This window comes from Lysinibacillus zambalensis (assembly GCF_040183165.1).
Taxonomy (GTDB): Bacteria; Bacillota; Bacilli; order Bacillales_A; family Planococcaceae; genus Lysinibacillus; species Lysinibacillus zambalensis.
In genome coordinates, this window is record NZ_JBEGDG010000028.1 from 1 (window position 1) to 18,784 (window position 18,784).

At 38.0% G+C, this 18,784-nt stretch carries 19 protein-coding genes and 1 tRNA gene; 2 read left to right on the plus strand and 18 right to left on the minus strand.

Going from position 1 to position 18,784, the window contains the following annotated elements:
* Nucleotides 1-654 precede the first annotated feature (654 nt).
* The 4 genes from ABNX05_RS23125 to ABNX05_RS23140 all read right to left on the minus strand — a co-directional run bounded on the left by ABNX05_RS23125 (nt 655) and on the right by ABNX05_RS23140 (nt 5,052).
* Nucleotides 655-891 (minus strand): glutaredoxin family protein, encoded by a 237-nt coding sequence (locus tag ABNX05_RS23125; protein WP_349661842.1) that lies wholly within the window; start codon nt 889-891, stop codon nt 655-657.
* 204 nt (nt 892-1,095) lie between these two features.
* On the minus strand, nt 1,096-3,369 hold the full coding sequence (locus ABNX05_RS23130) for a S9 family peptidase (RefSeq protein WP_349661843.1): 2,274 nt from the start codon (nt 3,367-3,369) through the stop codon (nt 1,096-1,098).
* Nucleotides 3,370-3,718: 349 nt separating this feature from the next.
* Entirely contained in the window at nt 3,719-4,471 is a 753-nt protein-coding gene (locus ABNX05_RS23135) for a TPM domain-containing protein (protein ID WP_349661844.1), read from the minus strand.
* Nucleotides 4,471-5,052, minus strand: coding sequence for a LemA family protein (locus tag ABNX05_RS23140; RefSeq protein ID WP_349661845.1), 582 nt, complete (start codon nt 5,050-5,052; stop codon nt 4,471-4,473). The genes ABNX05_RS23135 and ABNX05_RS23140 overlap by 1 nt, the downstream gene beginning before the upstream one ends.
* A 213-nt stretch (nt 5,053-5,265) precedes the next feature.
* On the opposite strand from ABNX05_RS23140, the gene ABNX05_RS23145 reads away from it, so the two are divergent.
* A complete protein-coding gene (locus ABNX05_RS23145) occupies nt 5,266-5,880 on the plus strand; it encodes a spore coat protein (protein ID WP_349661846.1) in 615 nt (204 codons plus the stop codon).
* 429 nt (nt 5,881-6,309) lie between these two features.
* Here the strand turns inward: ABNX05_RS23145 and ABNX05_RS23150 are convergent.
* Nucleotides 6,310-6,384, minus strand: a tRNA-Arg gene (locus ABNX05_RS23150).
* A 439-nt stretch (nt 6,385-6,823) separates the two neighbouring features.
* Between ABNX05_RS23150 and clpP the strand changes: the two genes are divergently transcribed.
* A complete protein-coding gene (gene clpP / locus ABNX05_RS23155) occupies nt 6,824-7,414 on the plus strand; it encodes an ATP-dependent Clp endopeptidase proteolytic subunit ClpP (protein WP_079563765.1) in 591 nt (196 codons plus the stop codon).
* A gap of 61 nt (nt 7,415-7,475) precedes the next feature.
* Here clpP and ABNX05_RS23160 read toward each other — a convergent pair whose 3' ends face one another.
* From ABNX05_RS23160 to hisD, 13 genes are all read right to left on the minus strand, one after another.
* Complete coding sequence (locus tag ABNX05_RS23160) at nt 7,476-7,649, minus strand: hypothetical protein (protein ID WP_349661847.1); 174 nt, start codon at nt 7,647-7,649, stop codon at nt 7,476-7,478.
* Between the two features lie 286 nt (nt 7,650-7,935).
* Nucleotides 7,936-8,193 (minus strand): HPr family phosphocarrier protein, encoded by a 258-nt coding sequence (locus tag ABNX05_RS23165; protein ID WP_053485816.1) that lies wholly within the window; start codon nt 8,191-8,193, stop codon nt 7,936-7,938.
* A 95-nt stretch (nt 8,194-8,288) separates the two neighbouring features.
* Complete coding sequence (gene whiA, locus ABNX05_RS23170) at nt 8,289-9,236, minus strand: DNA-binding protein WhiA (protein ID WP_079563766.1); 948 nt, start codon at nt 9,234-9,236, stop codon at nt 8,289-8,291.
* Between the two features lie 74 nt (nt 9,237-9,310).
* Entirely contained in the window at nt 9,311-10,285 is a 975-nt protein-coding gene (locus ABNX05_RS23175; protein WP_349661848.1) for a gluconeogenesis factor YvcK family protein, read from the minus strand.
* Between the two features lie 4 nt (nt 10,286-10,289).
* Complete coding sequence (gene rapZ, locus ABNX05_RS23180; protein WP_349661849.1) at nt 10,290-11,183, minus strand: RNase adapter RapZ; 894 nt, start codon at nt 11,181-11,183, stop codon at nt 10,290-10,292.
* Nucleotides 11,184-11,192: 9 nt separating this feature from the next.
* Nucleotides 11,193-11,660: an 8-oxo-dGTP diphosphatase gene (locus tag ABNX05_RS23185; protein ID WP_349661850.1), complete on the minus strand. Its 468-nt coding sequence runs from the start codon at nt 11,658-11,660 to the stop codon at nt 11,193-11,195.
* Nucleotides 11,661-12,080: 420 nt separating this feature from the next.
* Nucleotides 12,081-13,025 (minus strand): thioredoxin-disulfide reductase, encoded by a 945-nt coding sequence (gene trxB / locus ABNX05_RS23190; RefSeq protein WP_349661851.1) that lies wholly within the window; start codon nt 13,023-13,025, stop codon nt 12,081-12,083.
* A gap of 166 nt (nt 13,026-13,191) precedes the next feature.
* The gene (locus tag ABNX05_RS23195) at nt 13,192-14,715 is read right to left on the minus strand and encodes a tetratricopeptide repeat protein (protein WP_349661852.1); all 1,524 of its coding nucleotides are present in this window, start codon (nt 14,713-14,715) and stop codon (nt 13,192-13,194) included.
* A gap of 90 nt (nt 14,716-14,805) precedes the next feature.
* Complete coding sequence (gene hisIE, locus ABNX05_RS23200; protein WP_349661853.1) at nt 14,806-15,423, minus strand: bifunctional phosphoribosyl-AMP cyclohydrolase/phosphoribosyl-ATP diphosphatase HisIE; 618 nt, start codon at nt 15,421-15,423, stop codon at nt 14,806-14,808.
* The gene (hisF, locus tag ABNX05_RS23205) at nt 15,420-16,181 is read right to left on the minus strand and encodes an imidazole glycerol phosphate synthase subunit HisF (protein WP_349661854.1); all 762 of its coding nucleotides are present in this window, start codon (nt 16,179-16,181) and stop codon (nt 15,420-15,422) included. The genes hisIE and hisF overlap by 4 nt, the downstream gene beginning before the upstream one ends.
* A complete protein-coding gene (hisH, locus tag ABNX05_RS23210) occupies nt 16,175-16,807 on the minus strand; it encodes an imidazole glycerol phosphate synthase subunit HisH (protein ID WP_349661855.1) in 633 nt (210 codons plus the stop codon). Before hisH ends, hisF begins: the two co-directional genes overlap by 7 nt.
* Nucleotides 16,804-17,403, minus strand: coding sequence for an imidazoleglycerol-phosphate dehydratase HisB (gene hisB, locus ABNX05_RS23215; RefSeq protein WP_349661856.1), 600 nt, complete (start codon nt 17,401-17,403; stop codon nt 16,804-16,806). Before hisB ends, hisH begins: the two co-directional genes overlap by 4 nt.
* Before the next feature lie 4 nt (nt 17,404-17,407).
* A complete protein-coding gene (hisD, locus tag ABNX05_RS23220) occupies nt 17,408-18,682 on the minus strand; it encodes a histidinol dehydrogenase (protein WP_349661857.1) in 1,275 nt (424 codons plus the stop codon).
* Nucleotides 18,683-18,784 lie beyond the last annotated feature (102 nt).

Genomic DNA, 18,784 nt, shown 5'->3' on the forward strand with positions numbered 1-18,784 from the left:
CTCCATAAAAGAAATTTGATTAGCTCAAATTGTTTTGCTGGCATCATGTTTGATGTCCAAAATTTTGTTTCGTTCACTAACTCAAGGTTAGCTACTAAAAACTTTATTGATTACGTTTTGCTTGTTCAGTTTTCAAGGTTCATTTTTTCACTGTCGACCAGCGACAGGATTTTATTATATCAAAATATTAATATGTTTGTCAACAACTTTTTTGAAATGTTTTTTCACTGTCGATGTGACAGGACTTCATTCTATCAAAATATCAATATGTTTGTCAAACTTATTTTGAAATGTTTTTTACTGTCGAAGTGACAGGAATAACAATATATCATGATTACTTTTCATTTGTCAACACGTTTAAACAATTTTTCAATACATTAAAATTAACGACAGCTAAATCATACTATTAAATAGAATCAATCCTTTCAATTAAAGGAACACTCATAAGGTTACTATCATTAGGTCTAAATAAATAATTAACCTCTTAGACGGACACGAATTTTTTAAACATATTCTTTTCAACTCTCTTTGTATGTTGATTTATACAAGGTTACTCGTTTGGATTCTGCTACAAACATAGCAGGGGAAATGCGAACTTTTTAGGAGAAGTTTTTATCCTTCATTTTAATATGTACATTAGCGAATCCCCCTTTGTTATTCGCTACATAAATGCTCCATAAGTGTTGCATAATCCAAATTGCCGTATTGTATTACTTGCCCATCCTTTTCTACTACTGGAATCATGAGCATATACTTTTCATGTATGCTCTCATCTTCTTCAATATCAATAATTTCTATATCAAAATCTATATCTTCCTGTACAAGCTTTAATGTATGCAGTCCCTCTACACATAGCCCACAATTAGCTCGACTAAAAAATTTTACGTTCAATTACAGCACCTCCCTTATGAGCTATTATAAAACGAAACAGCTATCTATAAACAATTTATCGAGAAATAGCGCCAATTATTAAAATGGTTCTGACTTTTCTTATCCCTAATACTGCTAAATAATCGTTATATTAGATTATTCCACTAGGGTTCTAACTATAAAAGACTGTGCAAGGTCATACTTCCTGCACAGTCTTCTTTCATATTATTTTTTCAGATGGCTATCTAAGAATTTCAGCATTGCATTGTAGAATTCAATTTTGTTTTCTTCATTAAGGAAACCATGGCCCTCATTATCCTTCACCATGTATTCTACATTGACGCCTCTTGCACGTAATGCTTCAACGATTTGATCAGATTCAGCTTTGTTTACACGTGGATCATTTGCACCTTGAGCTACAAATAGCGGTGTTTTAATTTTATCCACGTGGAAGACAGGTGAAGCTGCTGTTAATAGCTCCTTATCCTTCTCTGGATGCCCTACACGCTCATATAACATTTCACGCATTGTTTCCCAATATGGAGGAATTGTATTTAATAGCGTAAAGATATTCGATACACCCACATAATCAACTGCTGCAGCATATAGATCAGGTGTGAAAGTGATGCCTGCTAAAGTTGCATAACCTCCAAAGGATGCACCGTAAATTCCGATCCGTTTTGGATTTGCAATACCTTGGTCGATTGCCCACTGTACACCATCTGTAATATCATCTTGAATTTTGAGACCCCACTGCTTATTACCTGCCTCAAGAAACTTTTTACCGTATCCAGCCGAAGATCGGAAATTCATTTGTAGTACTGCATAACCGCGGTTTGCTAGTAGTTGCACATCTGGGTTAAAGCCCCACATATCACGTCCCCATGGTCCACCATGAGGATTGACGATAAGTGGCAGATTTTTAGCCTCTTTGTTTTTTGGTAAAGTTAAATAACCGTTAATTGTTAGACCGTCTCGACTTTTATATGAAATTGGATGCATTTCTGCAAGCTCTTCTGGTTTTAACCAAGGGCTTAATGTTGCCATTTCTGTCATTTCATCTGTTGTTGAATCGTAATAATAATATTTTCCGTAAACAGTGTCACTAGAAACACTAATAATAAATTTCGTCATTTCTTTATTGTAATCATTAATGCTTAATTCACTTTCATGAACTCCTAATTTGTTTTGAATTTTACGGAATAGTTTTTCAAAGTCCTTATCAAAGAATTGATAGTGGACTTTATCTGTCATATAACCACCATATAATAATTTATCTTTCTCTGGATTATATAATACACCTATTACATCCACTTCTGAGTTGGACATAATTACTTCTTCATTACCTTTTAAATCATATTTAACCACTTCTACTTTATCTCTTCCTTTATTAGAAGTTGCGAAAATATGTTTATTGTCTTTAGAGAAAGCAAGTGGCATTACTTCATCTCCAGCTTTCATTTCAATAAATGGCTTGAATTTGTCTTTCTCTGAGTCACGGTAAAGAATAGTTCCTTCTACACCATCTGAGGTAACTGCCATACGCACTTTTCCATCATGATCTGCTAACCAACTCGAAATATTACCTGGGTTTTTAGCAACTTGTGTAGTTTTTCCAGTCTTCACATTAAGCTTGTATACATCAAAGACCTTTGCATCTTCTTTATTCATCGTAATAAGGATTTCGTCTTTAACGCCCTGTAAATCACTTAAGAACCTAACTGTTACATTTGGGTAAGGAGTTAAATCCTTTTCCTTATTACCATTAAATTTTGTTGAATAAATGTGGAAGTTTTCATCGCCACCTTTATCCTTTAAATATAGTAAATTATTATCTTTCCAGAATGCCCCCGCAATATCACGGTCCTTTGAGCTAGATACACGTACTGGCTCACTATCATCATTCATTTTCTTTACGTACACATTTGAACGATTTTTCCACGCAGAGTTATAAGTAATATAATTTCCGTCTGGTGAAAGTTGATAGCCGACACTTCCAGGGTTTTTCATGAAATCTTCTACAGAAATTTCTTTCACGCCTTTATTACTGACAGCGTTTTTCACATTTTTAGCGTTGTTTAAAATTTTGACCGCATCTTGTTTAGTAATCGTTTCACTATTCGAAAGACCGTTAAATAAACCAAGCTTATTTGCTTTTTCTTGATACTCAGCAAGTGTTGCTTCTTTTTCTTCTTTATTTAAAGCTCTTACTAAAATACGTGCCGCTTCATCACGTTTAATATTGCCACTTAAATCTTTTAATTCTGCGCCTTTTACCCAAGTATCAATGATTTCCTGACGCATTGTCTCAGATCCATGCTGGAACGTAAGGGCTGTTACCGTTAAATCTAAAAACTCCTTAGCAGATAGACGTTCCTCTCTTACTTCTACTTGACTGCTAGTTTCATTGGACGCGCGCACTTCCTGCATAGATACAGGAATGACAGCAGATGTCGTTAAAATAACCGCTAATGATGCTGATAAAAATCTTTTTTTCAAAATGATTCCCTCCAATTATCAGTTCGCGTTATACATTTTTTGCCAATACAATAAAATTATACCAACATTTGTATGTTTGTCAATTTTCTGGTTCAACGATTTGTATGTATTCATTATCATAGGTGCAAAAAATTGATACCGAACGAATTTCCCTTTACTTTTTGTAAAACAGTTATTATATCCTCTTGATTGTGTTGAGCAGACAATGGTCCACATACTCCCTATCTTAGTGTTTAAGACAGTTATATTGTTAGCACTTTTAAACCAGTAAAAAAGTGAACTACAAATGAGTCCACTTTTTGAATATATTCAATCGCCTCAGCATTATTCGTCTAGGTTCGGAAAAAAGTTAAAATTTCCGACTTGCTCCACCACCAGCTGATGAGCCTCCTCCGAATCCGCCAAAGCCACTGCCTCCAGAGCGACCACTGCCAAAGCCGCCACCAAAACCACCTGGATAACCACCACGTCGACCTGAACGGGGTCCTCCCCCTCTACCATTTGATACAACAAGTACTATGATAATGATTAAAATAATCATCCATGTTGGCATTCCTTCACTGTCAGCTGTATTTTCAGGCACCTCTCCATCCCAATCGTACTCTTGCGCGACATTTTGAAATACTTCCGCGTACGTTGTTTTAAATGCCTTATCCATATTTTCAGCACCTGCATTTGGATAAAACGCATCATCTAAAATGCGCCCCAGTTTGCCATCTGGTAATGCCCCTTCAAGGCCTTGGCCTACCGCGATCACAACATCATTATTGCCTTTCCCCTGCCCAAACGTTGCTAAAATTAACACACCATTATTTTTTTGGGCATCACCAATACCCCAAGAGCGAATCATTTTTGTAGCATACATTTTTGGTTCTTGGCCATTAATATTATCTACTGTTACGACCATAATTTCAGCACCTGTACCTTTATCTAGCTGCTCTGAGTAACGATTGAGTTCTTCCTCCAGAGAGGCAGATAAAACATTTGCAAAATCATGAATATACGTATTTGCCATCGGCGTTGGCATTGCGGCATCTGATGTTCTAATAGATAAACTAAATATGAAGCCAACAATAGCAAGTTGGGCCATCAACCGTTTCATTATTGTTTACCTGAACCGCTAAAATCTATAGATGGTGCCTTTTCAGCACCGGCAGCAGCTTTAAAGTATTCCTTCTGTTCAAAACCAAACATCCCAGCAATTAAATTGCCTGGGAAACGTTTGACTGTTTTATTAAAAGCCTGCACTTCATTGTTATAATCTTCTCGGGCAACAGCTAAACGGTTTTCAGTCCCCGCTAATTCATCCATTAATTGACGGAAGTTTGCATCTGCCTTTAAATTCGGATAATTTTCTACAACTACTAGCAATCGACTAAGTGCTCCATTCAATGCATCATTGGCAACCGCTTGCTCCTTTGGACTTTGAGCATTTCCCATTTGTGCACGTGCGTCTGTAATGCTAGCGATAACCTCTTTTTCATGGTTGGCATATCCTTTTACAGATTCTACTAAGTTCGGAATCAAATCGAAGCGACGTTGTAACTGATTTTCAACCTGAGCCCATTTCGAATCAACGCCTTCCTCGGCCGTTACAAGGCTATTGTATTTTGGTATAAATAGTAAGGACATTACAACTAAAATAATAACGATAATTCCGATAGGTCCAAATATTTTTTTCAACTTTAAAACCACCTTCGCTTTCTTTTAGCTATCATTCAAAATCAGAAATACTATTTATTTTGATGATGAGCCATTCTTTTCATTACCACTAATGTGCAACAAAAAAAACATCTCTATTCTACATATATGCAAACGCATCAATACCGTATGAAATTTGTCTAACGTGCCATACTTAATATGTAACAAAACTATGATATATAGGAGGCGCTTTTTTTGACACAATCGTTTCAAAATGAATCATCAAACCAAACATCATTCAACCAGCAACAAAGCCTAAATCATGGTGGACATGAGGTAATGGACATGCATGAAACAATTGGCGAAATCATTGCTGGAATGAATCAATCCATCTTTTTACGTCAACATGTTAAGGATCCGGAGTTACTTAGCATTTTGGATCGCCAATATAATTTCACATTAGGTATGTATAACACAATTGTGGAATCATTTAAAACAGGGCATGATCCTACTGTACCTACAGGACGCTATCAAATGGAGACAGGAAATGATTTTAAATATGGATTAAATCCTGGCCAACCTAAAAAGCCTATGCAAAATGCAAGCGAGCTCAACGACGAAGCAATTTCTGGCTTCCTATTAGGTGCTCAAAAAGGGGCAGCAAAATGTATGACTGCTGCCGCAACTGAAACTACAAACCCTGTAGTTCGACGAGTTGTCGCTGATAGTATTCCCAACTGCATTGAAATGGCATACGAATTATCTATTTACCAAAATATGCATGGCTACTATCAAGTACCACAATATTCTCAACAAGATATGCACACGATGCTTAATTCGTTCGACACAACAACAAATCCCCTACATTAATAATAAAAAAACAAGAGCAGTCCCATATGTGATGTATCATCACAAGGGGCTGCTCTTATTTAATGAACTATAAATTTTCCTCGCTCGTTTTGCGGATTACAAAAAGCTTTTCTCTTCAACCACTAGCCAACACAATCTCTAACTCCACGGTCAAAACCCATTGCACATGTTACTTTTTTGCAAAAAAAAGAATCCCCTCAGATAGGATTCTTTTTTTCGACTAGTATAACTAGTCTTCACGTACAGTATGTTCACTAAAAAATAATTTGGAGTTGTTGCTTTTTTGAAGGTTTGAAAGGAACAGATACGGGAATAATGCCTACTAGGTAATATCCCCATTAATTTCCCTCTCTTTCTCCTCTAAGCAGGCTGCTAAACTACTTATTAGGAGAATTCGAGTTATAAAAATATATTAAATAATCAGTAAAATGGCGCCCTCGGAGGGAATCGAACCCCCAGTGCAAGAACCGGAATCTTACGTGTTATCCATTACACCACGAGGGCAATTGAGCACAAAAAAAAAGTACCCACTAGGCTTAACAAAAAGCATGATGTAGATAATCCTCATTTGAAGCATACCTGACAAAATAGTGTACTGTACTTTAACTTATGACCTTATTCATTATACAAACGTATTGCTCATAATTCAACTATAGAATGTAAAACATTTAAACTTTTTTTATCTTCATACAGTAAGTGTCAAAATACCTAGTAAATAAAATGTAGCCACCAATGTACGTCACGCATTAGAAAGGAATTTAATGTACGGGCTTCAGGCGCATCATTTATCTACGTAAAGGTAAAATTATTTTAATTTATTTCACTTTAACAGGGTTAATATTTGACCTTCCCTGACTATAATGTGTATGATAAGGATACAGCTGAATACGATGGAAGTTTTCAGCAAAAGTATTCGAATTTAGTTTTCTAAGGAGGATTTAACATGAATTTAATTCCTACAGTTATTGAACAAACAAGTCGTGGTGAACGTGCGTACGACATCTATTCACGACTACTAAAAGACCGTATTATCCTATTAGGAAGTGCAATTGACGACAACGTTGCTAACTCAATTGTTGCTCAACTCCTATTCCTACAAGCAGAAGATCCAGATAAAGATATCTTTCTTTATATTAACTCACCAGGTGGATCAATTACTGCCGGCATGGCAATTTATGACACAATGCAAATTATCAAGCCACAAGTACAAACAATTTGTATCGGTATGGCTGCATCTATGGGTGCTTTCCTACTTGCAGCTGGTGAACCAGGTAAACGTTTCGCATTACCGAATGCTGAAGTAATGATTCACCAACCACTAGGCGGTGCACAAGGTCAGGCAACTGAAATCGAAATCGCTGCAAAACGTATTTTATTCTTACGTGAAAAATTAAACGGTATTTTATCAGAACGTACAGGTCAACCACTTGAAGTCATTGCAAGAGATACAGACCGCGATAACTTCATGACTGCTGAGCGCGCAAAAGAGTACGGCTTAATCGACCAAATTATGGATCGCAACGACCGTAAATAAAAAAGACGAAAGGCATCTAAGGTTTATTCCTGAGATGTCTTTTTTGTTTGCTTTGATGGGTCTACCCTGATTCGGCTCTTCTTTCCGTCGCTTTGACCTTTCTATCCACGATTTTGTCGTTTCTATCCACGACTTCAGTACTTCTATCCGTCGCTTCGGTATTGCTTTCCGTCGCTTTACCCTTTCTTTCCGTCACTTCAGCTTTTCCATCCGTCGCTGCCCTTCTTTCCGTCACCCCGCACTTTCCATCCGTCAGCCTCTTCTTTCCGTCGCCTTAACTTTTCTTTCCGCCACTTCACCCTTTCTCCCATCGCTTCGACTTCGACTCTACTCCCTATCACTTCAATCTTCCTATCTCTCCCGTCGACGATCGATACAGGATAACATTGGCCTTCATTTTAAGTTGTACAAATATCCAACAAAAATGGGACTTGCTTTTTCAATATGAAAGCGCAAAAAAACTGCCCAATATGTAAGTTTTACCTCTCGGACAGTTTCTGCATTATACATTATGCGTTTTATTAATCTTCTTTTTCAATTAGAGCTGCTAATGCTGTAACCGCTTGCTCAGCATCGTTACCATCACCGCTAAGGACAACTTCTGTTCCTTTTGCAATGGCTAAGCTCATAACACCCATAATGGATTTAGCATTTACTTTTTTCTCGTCTTTCTCAAGAAAGATATCTGCGCTAAAGCGATTTGCTTCTTGTACAAATAGCGCTGCTTGTCTAGCTTGTAGTCCTAATTTTAATTTTACATGGACTCTTCTCTCGGTCATTCTTAAAACTCCCCTTTACTACCGTTCATCTTATTATTTTTATCTTACCTTACTTACTAGCAAAAGAACAACACGTACCTGAAAAGTATGAAAATTTAGCCACCAATTTTTTCGCCACTTCTTAATGCATCGGCAATCTCATCAATTTTACGTAATCGATGATTGACACCTGATTTACTAACCGTTCCACTTGATACCATTTCACCAAGTTCTTTCAGTGTTACATCTTGATATTCTACTCGTAATCGCGCTATTTCACGAAGTTTTTCTGGTAATTGATCGAGACCTATTGAATTTTCAATAAATCGTATGTTCTCTACTTGACGTAATGCGGCACCTATTGTTTTATTTAAGTTCGCTGTTTCACAGTTAACAATGCGATTAACACTATTTCTCATATCTCGTAATATGCGGACGTCTTCGAACTTCATCATTGCTTGATGAGCTCCAACAATATTAAGGAAATCGGAAATTTTTTCAGCTTCTTTTAAATAAGTTACAAAGCCTTTTTTTCGTTCAATTGTTTTTGCATTTAGCTCAAATTCATTCATCAAATCCATTAAAGCCTCGCCATGTTCTTTATATAATGAATAAATTTCTAAATGGTAGGCTGATGTTTCTGGATTGTTGACCGAACCTCCAGCTAAAAATGCTCCTCGTAAATATGCTCTTTTTTGGCCACCCTTTTTAATGAGCTCCCGAGAAATAGTATGATTAAATTGAAAGTCGTCTGAGATGATTTCTAAATCAATTAGTAGCTCACGCGCACCTTCTCTAACACGGCAAATGTATACGTTATTTTTTTTCAAACGCATTTTTTTTCTAACAAGCAACTCTACATTATATGGATATAGCTTTTTCATAATCGTATAAAGTCTTCTTGCGATTGCAGCGTTTTCGGTTTGTACGTCTAAGCTTAACTGCTTATTAGCGAAAGATAATGAACCATTCATACGAATTAGGGCAGATACTTCTGCTTTCATACAATGATTGTCCGCTTCTATTTGAGTTAATTCCTTTTTCGTTTCAGAAGCAAAAGACATATCACGCCCTCCTTTCAACCTTTTGTTCTATGTATATGCCATCTTATCATATACAATAAGCGCTTTATAATTCACTAACTTTTTGCCTCATAGATTTTTGCATAATCTACAAGCCATTCCGCAACATTTGCCGCATTATGACGAACCGTTCCATCAGGACGAATCGTGGCAATATCTCGTTGAATAACCTCTAATCGCATACTTTCGAGCTTGGCAACGTCGAACGTTACCGGCTCAGCACACTCTTCCTTATAAAGCTCTTTTACAGGATGAGGAAGCTTTACATCATTTACTAAAATAGAATCAATGAAGGCGTCTCCAACATGGTCATATATAGCTTTCACATGATCACCTGCTGTATAGGAAATGGTTTCACCTTTTTGAGTCATTAAATTACAAACGTAAATTTTTCTTCCTTTTGCCTTTACAACAGCTTCTCCAATTTCTTTTACAAGAAGGTTTGGAATTATACTCGTATATAAACTTCCCGGACCAATTAAAATATAGTCTGCACGATTGATTGCTCGAATAGCCTCTGGTAGCGGTTGCACGTTTTCAGGCACTAAAAAAACTCGATTAATTCGTTTTTTAGCCAAAGGAATTTTAGATTCACCTTCAATGATAGAACCGTCCTCAAGTTCGGCATGTAAATTTATCTTTTTATTAGCTGCTGGTATGACGCGGCCATGCACCTTTAAAACTTTTCCCATTTCACTAATAGCATGGTTAAAGTCACCAGTAATATCTGTTAAAGCCGTTAGCATTAAATTACCTAATGAATGACCACGTAAATCTTCCGATGCTAAAAATCGATATTGAAACATTTGCTCTACAAGCGGCTCAACATCCGATAACGCTGCGATAACATTACGGACATCACCGGGTGGTGGAATATCATAGTCATCTCGTAAGCGTCCTGAAGAACCACCATCATCTGCTACTGTAACAATTGCAGTAATATCAAATGGGTGGTGCTTGAGGCCTCGTAGCAGGGTAGAAAGCCCTGTGCCACCACCTATTACAACAAGCTTTGTTCGCTTCTTTCCCATTTACTCAATCCTTTCTACGATTGATGTCACGATGCGCAATAACAGTTTTTTCCTTCCCAGCTAAATATGCTCCGAAATATTCCGCTAATGTTACTGAGCGATGCTGTCCTCCAGTACATCCAAAAGCAATAACAAGTTGTGATTTGCCCTCTTGTCTATAAAGTGGAATCATAAATTCAAACAAATCCGTAAGTTTTTGAATGAGTGTTTGCGTATCCTCAAGTGCCAGCACATAAGAAGATACCTCAGTTTGTAATCCTGTTTTATGACGTAACTCCTCTACATAATATGGATTTTTTAAAAAACGGACATCAAACACTAAGTCGGCATCGATCGGCATACCATGTTTAAATCCAAAAGACATAATATTTACTGAGAATATATTATTGGCATCATTTGCAAATTCTTTTGCGATTTTTTCACGTAGCTCTTTTGGCTTCATATTGGATGTATTATAAACAAATTTAGCGCGCCCCTTTACTTCCGATAAAAGATTACGTTCTCGTTTAATGCCATTTAATAGCAATCCATTTGCAGCCAAAGGATGTGCACGTCTTGTTTCCTTATAACGTCTAACTAACGTTGCATCATCTGCATCTAAAAATAAAATTCTTGCAACTATATCGCCTTCTTTAAGCATATGGTCGAGGGCGCCAATAAGAGAATCAAAAAAGTCGCCGCCACGCATATCCATGACAGCTGCTATACGTGTAATATTTTTACCCGAATCCCTTAGTAGGGTTAAAAATGTTGTGAGTAACGCTGGTGGTAAATTATCAATACAGTAATACCCTAAATCTTCAAAGCTTTGAATAGCTACTGTTTTCCCAGCTCCAGACATTCCTGTAATAATAACTAATTCATGTTTACCTTTTAGGTCTTCAACCACCACTGTCATGCAGCTCCTTTATTGTTCTATTGATATTTGTATTCTCTCATGAAGTAATTCAAAATCAGTCGTATATTCAAATGTACCGTACTGAATGCCTGATTGTGAAATAGCAAATTGTAAATTTGTTCGATCACCTTCAGCCATTGGCAAATGTTTCAAGTCCTCTGCTGGGTGCCATGCGAGTTTGCCTTCTCTAGTTTCTTTAAACGGTATGCCTTCTATATCCTTTGCAACAAACGTATAAAGCATCCATTCGTCCACTACTTCGTTGTTTTCTTTAATAATCATTGTATAAACACCCTTTAAATGAGCATTTATAGGTGTGACATTTGTTTCCTCTTTAAATTCACGTACAGCAGCCTCATAAATCGACTCACCGCTCTCCATTTTACCGCCAGGAGCTACGTACCAGCCACGTCTTGGCTTCTGAAGTAATAATATTTGATCGTCTTTTATGGCTATTAAATTTGCAATTCTTTGCATAGGCACACCTCTAATCACTTTTACGTTCTTCCTTTTATTATAGCAAGACTAAACAAGGTTTGTCCTCAATTCTAAACTTTAGGCGCATTGCAATTTTAACTTCACCGATACATGTATAGAAACCTATTTTTCAACCTTTGTTCAAGCATATGAAACTCCGCCACAAAAAAATTCAAAATTTCCGATTACAACAAAAATAGGTTGCTCCACCTTATTTGGCGGAAACAACCTACTCAACAAAATAAAAGGGGGATTGCTAATTACACTTTTAATCTTACACCTTTTATATGTCATTCAAGTTACAACTATATTAAGACCGTATTAAAATTGTATTTTTTTCCTTAAAAACTAATCAAGAGGATCATATCCATAACATGGGGTGATGATCCATTCAAAAACAGATTTTAGGAGTGTTCAATTTTAAGCATTAATTTTTTCTAATAATTCTTCCACATAATGCTGTACCGCTTGTGCTGCAATACTTCCGTCACCTGTTGCTGTAACGATTTGACGAAGTGATTTTTCGCGTACATCACCAGCTGCAAAGATACCTGGTACTGTTGTTTCCATATTTTCATTTGTCAAAATATAACCAGCATCATTTAAAATTCCAAGAGACTCGAATGGTTTTGTTAATGGAAGCATACCAATGTATACGAATACGCCATCAGTAACAAAATCAGATTCTGCACCATCTACAGTTGATTGTAATGTTACACTTCCAACTTTACCATCAGCTTCATTGATTTCTTTAACTGTTGCATTCCAAATGAAATCAATTTTTTCGTTAGCAAAGGCACGATCTTGGAGAATTTTTTGTGCGCGTAATTTATCACGACGGTGCACAATTGTTACTTTATCAGCAAAGCGAGTTAAATAAACGCCTTCTTCAACAGCAGAATCTCCGCCACCTACGACAACAAGATTTTTCTGCTTGAAGAATGCACCATCACATACTGCACAATAGCTGACACCACGGCCTCCAAGTTCTTTTTCGCCAGGCACGCCCATTTTTTTATATTCCGCACCTGTAGAAATAATAATTGCTCGAGTTTTATATTCTTTAGCACCTGATTTTATTGTTTTATATTCCTCACCATCAATAATTTCAGTTACATCGCCATATGCATATTCTGCACCAAATTTCTTAGCATGGTCGAACATTTTTGTTGATAGCTCAGGCCCTAAAATTGTATCAAATCCAGGATAGTTTTCTACTTCTTCTGTATTCGCCATTTGTCCGCCAGGGATCCCACGTTCAATCATTAAAGTTGAAAGGTTGGCACGTGATGTATAAACAGCCGCAGTCATACCAGCCGGACCTGCACCAATTATTACAACATCATAAATTTTTTCTTCTGACATAATACTTCCCCCTAAACAAATACTTTTTTACCTTCATTCAGTAGGTGCGCAAACACCTACTGAATGAAGGTAATGCCTCGGACGCAGCCAAGACTCAATTGATAATAACTTCAGTATGTTCATCGTATGTGAAAGTAAAAAGTTATTCAACTATGTTGCTCACAGTCTAATTATTCGTACTTGGTAAAAACATTAAAATTTCATCAATGTACTTCGATAAAGTTGACACGGATACTCCGTATTGCTGAGCTATCTCTTTTTTTGTCACCTTGAGATTACGAGAAGAGCGGAATAAATAATCATTTGCTCCTGCAATAGCCGCTGGATTTGTGAAACGATAATTGTTTATCAATGCTTGCTCACAAAGTACAAACCACATTTGGAACATCGGTGCAATTAATGTCGTCAACTTACCATACTGTTCAAGTAAAATTTCGGATACACTTACTGCTCGTATAAAGCTAGCCTCTACTTTGTTTTTCATATCAAATTGATGTCCTAGTGCATAAGCTAGGAACAGCTTTTCATACGCATTACATTCGTCAACATCTATCCATTTGGGATGTGCGATAATTTCCTGTTTATGCGCTGTACAACTTAGTAAAAATAAACCAAATATGCGTTCACTTGTATAATCGCTCTCCAGCTTCTCCACAATATAATCACGGTCGTGTTCTAATGCATCCAGAGAATACGTGTTTTCCTCTTGACGCCAAGGTTCAAAGCCTTCTTTTTCAGGATCTAGCTCAAGTAGTTGCTCCCATGCACTCTTTGATATTTCTTCATGTCCTGAGAAATAAGCTGCATGAGATAACCAAAAGTAAAAGCCAGCATCGCCTACATAGCCTCTTTTTTGCATGCTACGCAACCATTTAAATGCTAATTCATATTGTCCAACGAGCGCTAATGTTGCACCCAACTTATAGCGATGTTCCCATAAGTATGGCTGAATTTTCACAAGTACTTCTAAAAGATCTTTTAAATCTTCTTCATTTTTTTCATAGTACGCGATAACCGTTAAATTACATAGCGCATGTAAATTCCCTTTATTTTCACGTAATACCGTATTTAGAAGCGCCTTCGCCTGTTCTGCTTCACCAACATAAAAATAGGCAAGGGCTAGGTTGTTATAAGCTGACCAAAAATCCGGTCTATCTTCAATTAACTCTTCTAGCATATTAATAGCTTCAGGGAAATCTCCCTTTTCCATACAACGTCTTGCTTGCTCCTGCCGATATAAATCTTCAGCAGAACCTTCAAGCTCTTCAAAGTCATCCTGCTCAAAATCAACAAAGTCTAATATTTCAGCAGCTTCATCAGCATAAGCACCCTCTGGATCTATTTCTAAATATTGCTCTGCAAAGCGTTTAGCATCATGTATAATACCGATACATCCTGAAACCTCTGCCATGTAAAAAATAATTTCTGGATTTTCTTTATCTATCTGATAGGCACGGCGAAGAAGATCATACGCTTCCTCGAAACGTTGACCCTCTAACTCTACTATCGCTAACTGCAATAAAATCATTGGATCATCAGGACTTAAATCAACTGCTCGCTGTAAATATTTATAGGCTTTATTCATTTGTCCGCTATTCATTGCTTGAATTGATTTTTTATAATAATAGTCGCCTGTTGGAATGAACGACACTATATTCGTTTGATTCTCTTTTTGACGTTTCTTTTCCAATACATTTCCTCCGAAACAAGAAATAAGGAACGTATCATACGTTCCTTTACACAGTAACTTCTATTATAACATACAATAAGCAATATGCCGTTATTTCTCCTCATGACGTTTTTCTAACACATGTAACACGTCATAAACACTTACTTTTTGCTCTTGTAGTAACACGAGTAGATGATAAATTAAATCGGCAGCCTCCCATTTTACTTCTTCTGTATCGCGATTTTTAGCACCTATAACAACCTCAGTTGCTTCTTCTCCAACTTTTTTACAGATTTTATCGATTCCTTTATCGAATAAATATGTAGTATACGCCCCTTCTGGCATTTCTTGCTCACGTTTCGCAATAACATTGGCAAGTTTAGAAATAATCTCAACAGATCCGACCTTGGCATTTTGCTGAATATTTTCTGTAAAGCAAGAAGTTGTTCCATTATGACAAGCTGGGCCAGAAGGAATTACTTCCACGACTAATGCATCACCGTCACAGTCCGCTTTAATTGACACAACTTTTTGTGTATGGCCACTAGTTGCTCCTTTGTGCCAGAGCTCTTGACGTGAACGTGAGTAAAACCATGTTTCTCCCGATTCAAGTGTTTTTTCAAGCGACTCTTTATTCATATACGCTACAGTTAGTACTTCTTTTGTATTCGCATCTTGTACAACTGCAGTGACAAGACCTTTTTCATCAAATTTAATGCTGTCCATCATCTTACTGCCACTCCTTTTTCACGTAAGTACTCTTTTACTTGTGCTACGCTCGTTTCTTTGTAATGGAAGATGGATGCGGCAAGTGCTGCATCTGCATCGACATCTTCAGCTAACACTTCGTAAAAATGGTCGGCATTCCCTGCACCGCCACTTGCAATAACAGGAACTGTCACAGCTTCTCTCACAGCTTTTGTTAAGGCTAAATCAAAACCTGATTTCTCGCCGTCCTTGTTCATACTCGTTAATAAAATTTCACCAGCACCTAAGCGAACCGCTTCCTTCGCCCACTCAGTTGCCTGCCATGTTGTTTTATTTCGTCCTCCATGCGTATAAACCATCCATGTAGCATCTTCCTCACTAAAGCGAGCATCAATAGCGACAACAATACATTGTGCGCCAAAAAAATCAGAACCTTCTTTAATCAGCTTCGGTCGCTCTAGAGCAGAAGTATTCACGGATACTTTATCAGCACCTGCACGTAAAATGCGTTTCATATCATCTAATGTACGGATTCCACCACCTACTGTGAATGGAATGGCTAATGTAGCTGCAGTTTGTCGGACGACATCAACCATCGTTTCACGGCCTTCATGTGATGCCGAGATATCTAGAAACACAAGCTCATCTGCCCCTTGCTCATCATAAAACTTCGCAAGCTCTACTGGGTCACCCGCATCACGTAATGACACAAACTGTACACCTTTTACAACACGTCCCTCTTTCACATCAAGACATGGAATAATGCGCTTTGTTAACATGAGGCCACCCCCTCCAACCACTGCTTTAATAAATACACACCTAGTTCACCTGACTTTTCGGGATGGAACTGCATGCCCGTAATAGAGTCATTTGCAACAATGCCAGGAACCTTAATACCATGGTAATCCGCATAAGCGACAAGCTCTGTTTCATCAATATCGGTCGCATAAAACGAGTGCACAAAATAAACATGCCTTGCCGTCCCTTCTCCCTTTAACCATGAAGGACGCTTTGTTACTATGAGCTCATTCCATCCCATATGCGGTACTCGGTACATCTGCCCTGCGTTGTCACCACTAAATCGTTTAATGCTTCCTTTAAAAAAGCCCAAACCCTGCGTAGTGTTCACTTCTTCACTTTGCTCAAATAATAATTGCATGCCTAAGCAAATCCCGAGAAGTGGTCGATTTTCAGCTTTTACCTTCTGTAAATATCGATCTAAATTCATTTCAGCTAAACGTTTGATGGCATCTGGAAATGCCCCAACACCAGGAAGCAACAGCGCATCTGTTGCATCTAGTTCAGTCTCGTCAGATGTGACAATAACCTCACAGCCAAGTCGTTTTAAGGCTTGTTCAACACTAAATAAATTCCCCATTCCATAATCAATAACACCTATTTTCACGTTAACAGCCCCTTAGTCGATGGTACACCTTTCACACGTGGGTCAATTTCCACCGCTGCGTCAATGGCACGTGCTAACGCTTTAAAAATTGCCTCGATAATATGATGTGTATTTTGTCCATAAGGTACGATGACATGAACATTCATCCGTGCCTCAAGTGCAAACTTCCACAAAAATTCATGCACTAATTCAGTATCAAAACTACCGACCTTTTCCTTCAAAGGTGGCACACGATATTCTAAGTGCGGACGATTCGAGCAATCTACAACGACCTGTGCAAGCGCATCATCCATGGGCACAAATGCTGTCCCGTAACGCTTTATTCCTTTTTTATCACCGAGCGCTTCACGGATAGCTTGGCCTAAAACAATTCCGAGGTCTTCTGTTGTATGGTGATCGTCTATATAGGTATCACCGTTCGCTTGTATCGTCCCATCAAAAAGCCCATGTTTGATAAATAGATCAAGCATGTGATCCATAAAGCCAACACCCGTTTTAATATCCGCCTTTCCTTCACCATCTAAATCGATGGCTACCGAAATTTGTGTTTCATTGGTTGTACGTTCAACTTTTGCATATCGTTTCTTTTCAGTCATAGTACTACTCCTTTTCCCATCCTCGCGATTCGACTGCACGCGCATGACCTTCTAAGCCTTCCATTCGTGCCAGACGTGCAATTTTCGGTGCATTTTCTGCCCAAGTTTTTTCACTATAAAAGACGATGCTCGATTTTTTCACAAAATCATCAACGTTTAAACCACTTGCAAAGCGTGCCGTGCTATTCGTCGGTAGAACATGATTAGTCCCCGCAAAGTAATCACCCACTGGTTCTGAGCTATAACGACCGATGAAAATACCACCTGCATGTCGTACTTGTTCAGCTACAGCCTCAGCATTTTTTGTGACAATTTCTAAATGCTCAGGTGCTAGCGAATTAATCGCATCTATGGCATCTGCCATCGTTTCAGCCACATAAATGGCACCAAAGTTTTCTATCGATGCTCGCGCTACCTCTTCACGCGGTAAAGTCGTTAATTGCTTCTCCACCTCATCAGCTACTTTTTTAGCCAATTGCTCAGAAGTCGTTACTAAAATGGCACAAGCCAATTTATCATGCTCCGCCTGTGATAAAAGATCGGCTGCGATTTCATCAGCAAATGCTGTGTCATCTGCTATCACCGCAATTTCACTTGGGCCAGCAATCATATCAATTGCTACCTCACCAAATACTTCACGTTTTGCTAATGCTACAAAAATATTTCCCGGGCCTGTAATTTTATCAACGGGAGAAATTGTCTCTGTACCATATGCAAGAGCCGCAATCGCCTGAGCTCCACCGATTTTGTATATTTCTTCTACCCCTAAAATATGCGCTGCCGCAAGTACACCTGGAGGTAATTTTCCATCGCGACCTGCGGGAGATGTCATAACAATGCGCTTGACACCAGCAACTTGTGCAGGAATCACGTTCATCAAGACCGAAGACGGATATGCTGCTGTACCACCAGGAACATAAAGACCTACTGCATCGAGAGCAGTAATTCGTTGTCCAAGCCATGAACCATCTGCAAGCTCCATGCGATAACCTGAACGCTTTTGCTGCTCGTGATAAAGGCGAATATTTTGAGCAGCTTCTGTTAAATCAGCATAAAGCTGTTGATCAATTGAATTAGCGCCCTCTTCTAACTCTTCTTTCGTTACGCGTAAAAAGTCAGGGGCAAAGCCATCCCATTTTTCTGTATAAGAACGTATGGCTGCGTCACCTTGTACACGAACATCTTTCAATACTTGGCGTACAACCTTTAACTGTTCTTCATTTCCACCTTCCAGTGGTCGTTTTAAGGAAATACCTTTTTCTAGCTTTAAAATTTTCATAAGATTAATCTGCTACTAAAAATATAGACAAATGTATACTCTTAGAGTGTTCCTGTTTCTACGTGCCCTGTCTCGCCGATAACTCGCTACTACAGTTTGATA

Coding starts and splice junctions, on each gene's coding strand:
- whiA (WP_079563766.1), bottom strand. CDS start 9,236: ATGTCTTTTGCTTCTGAAACGAAAAAGGAATTAACTCAAATAGAAGCG.
- hisB (WP_349661856.1), bottom strand. CDS start 17,403: ATGACTGAAAAGAAACGATATGCAAAAGTTGAACGTACAACCAATGAA.
- hisIE (WP_349661853.1), bottom strand. CDS start 15,423: ATGATGGACAGCATTAAATTTGATGAAAAAGGTCTTGTCACTGCAGTT.
- ABNX05_RS23175 (WP_349661848.1), bottom strand. CDS start 10,285: ATGGGAAAGAAGCGAACAAAGCTTGTTGTAATAGGTGGTGGCACAGGG.
- hisF (WP_349661854.1), bottom strand. CDS start 16,181: ATGTTAACAAAGCGCATTATTCCATGTCTTGATGTGAAAGAGGGACGT.
- ABNX05_RS23165 (WP_053485816.1), bottom strand. CDS start 8,193: ATGACCGAGAGAAGAGTCCATGTAAAATTAAAATTAGGACTACAAGCT.
- hisD (WP_349661857.1), bottom strand. CDS start 18,682: ATGAAAATTTTAAAGCTAGAAAAAGGTATTTCCTTAAAACGACCACTG.
- ABNX05_RS23185 (WP_349661850.1), bottom strand. CDS start 11,660: ATGCAAAGAATTGCAAATTTAATAGCCATAAAAGACGATCAAATATTA.
- ABNX05_RS23135 (WP_349661844.1), bottom strand. CDS start 4,471: ATGAAACGGTTGATGGCCCAACTTGCTATTGTTGGCTTCATATTTAGT.
- trxB (WP_349661851.1), bottom strand. CDS start 13,025: ATGTCAGAAGAAAAAATTTATGATGTTGTAATAATTGGTGCAGGTCCG.
- clpP (WP_079563765.1), top strand. CDS start 6,824: ATGAATTTAATTCCTACAGTTATTGAACAAACAAGTCGTGGTGAACGT.
- rapZ (WP_349661849.1), bottom strand. CDS start 11,183: ATGACAGTGGTGGTTGAAGACCTAAAAGGTAAACATGAATTAGTTATT.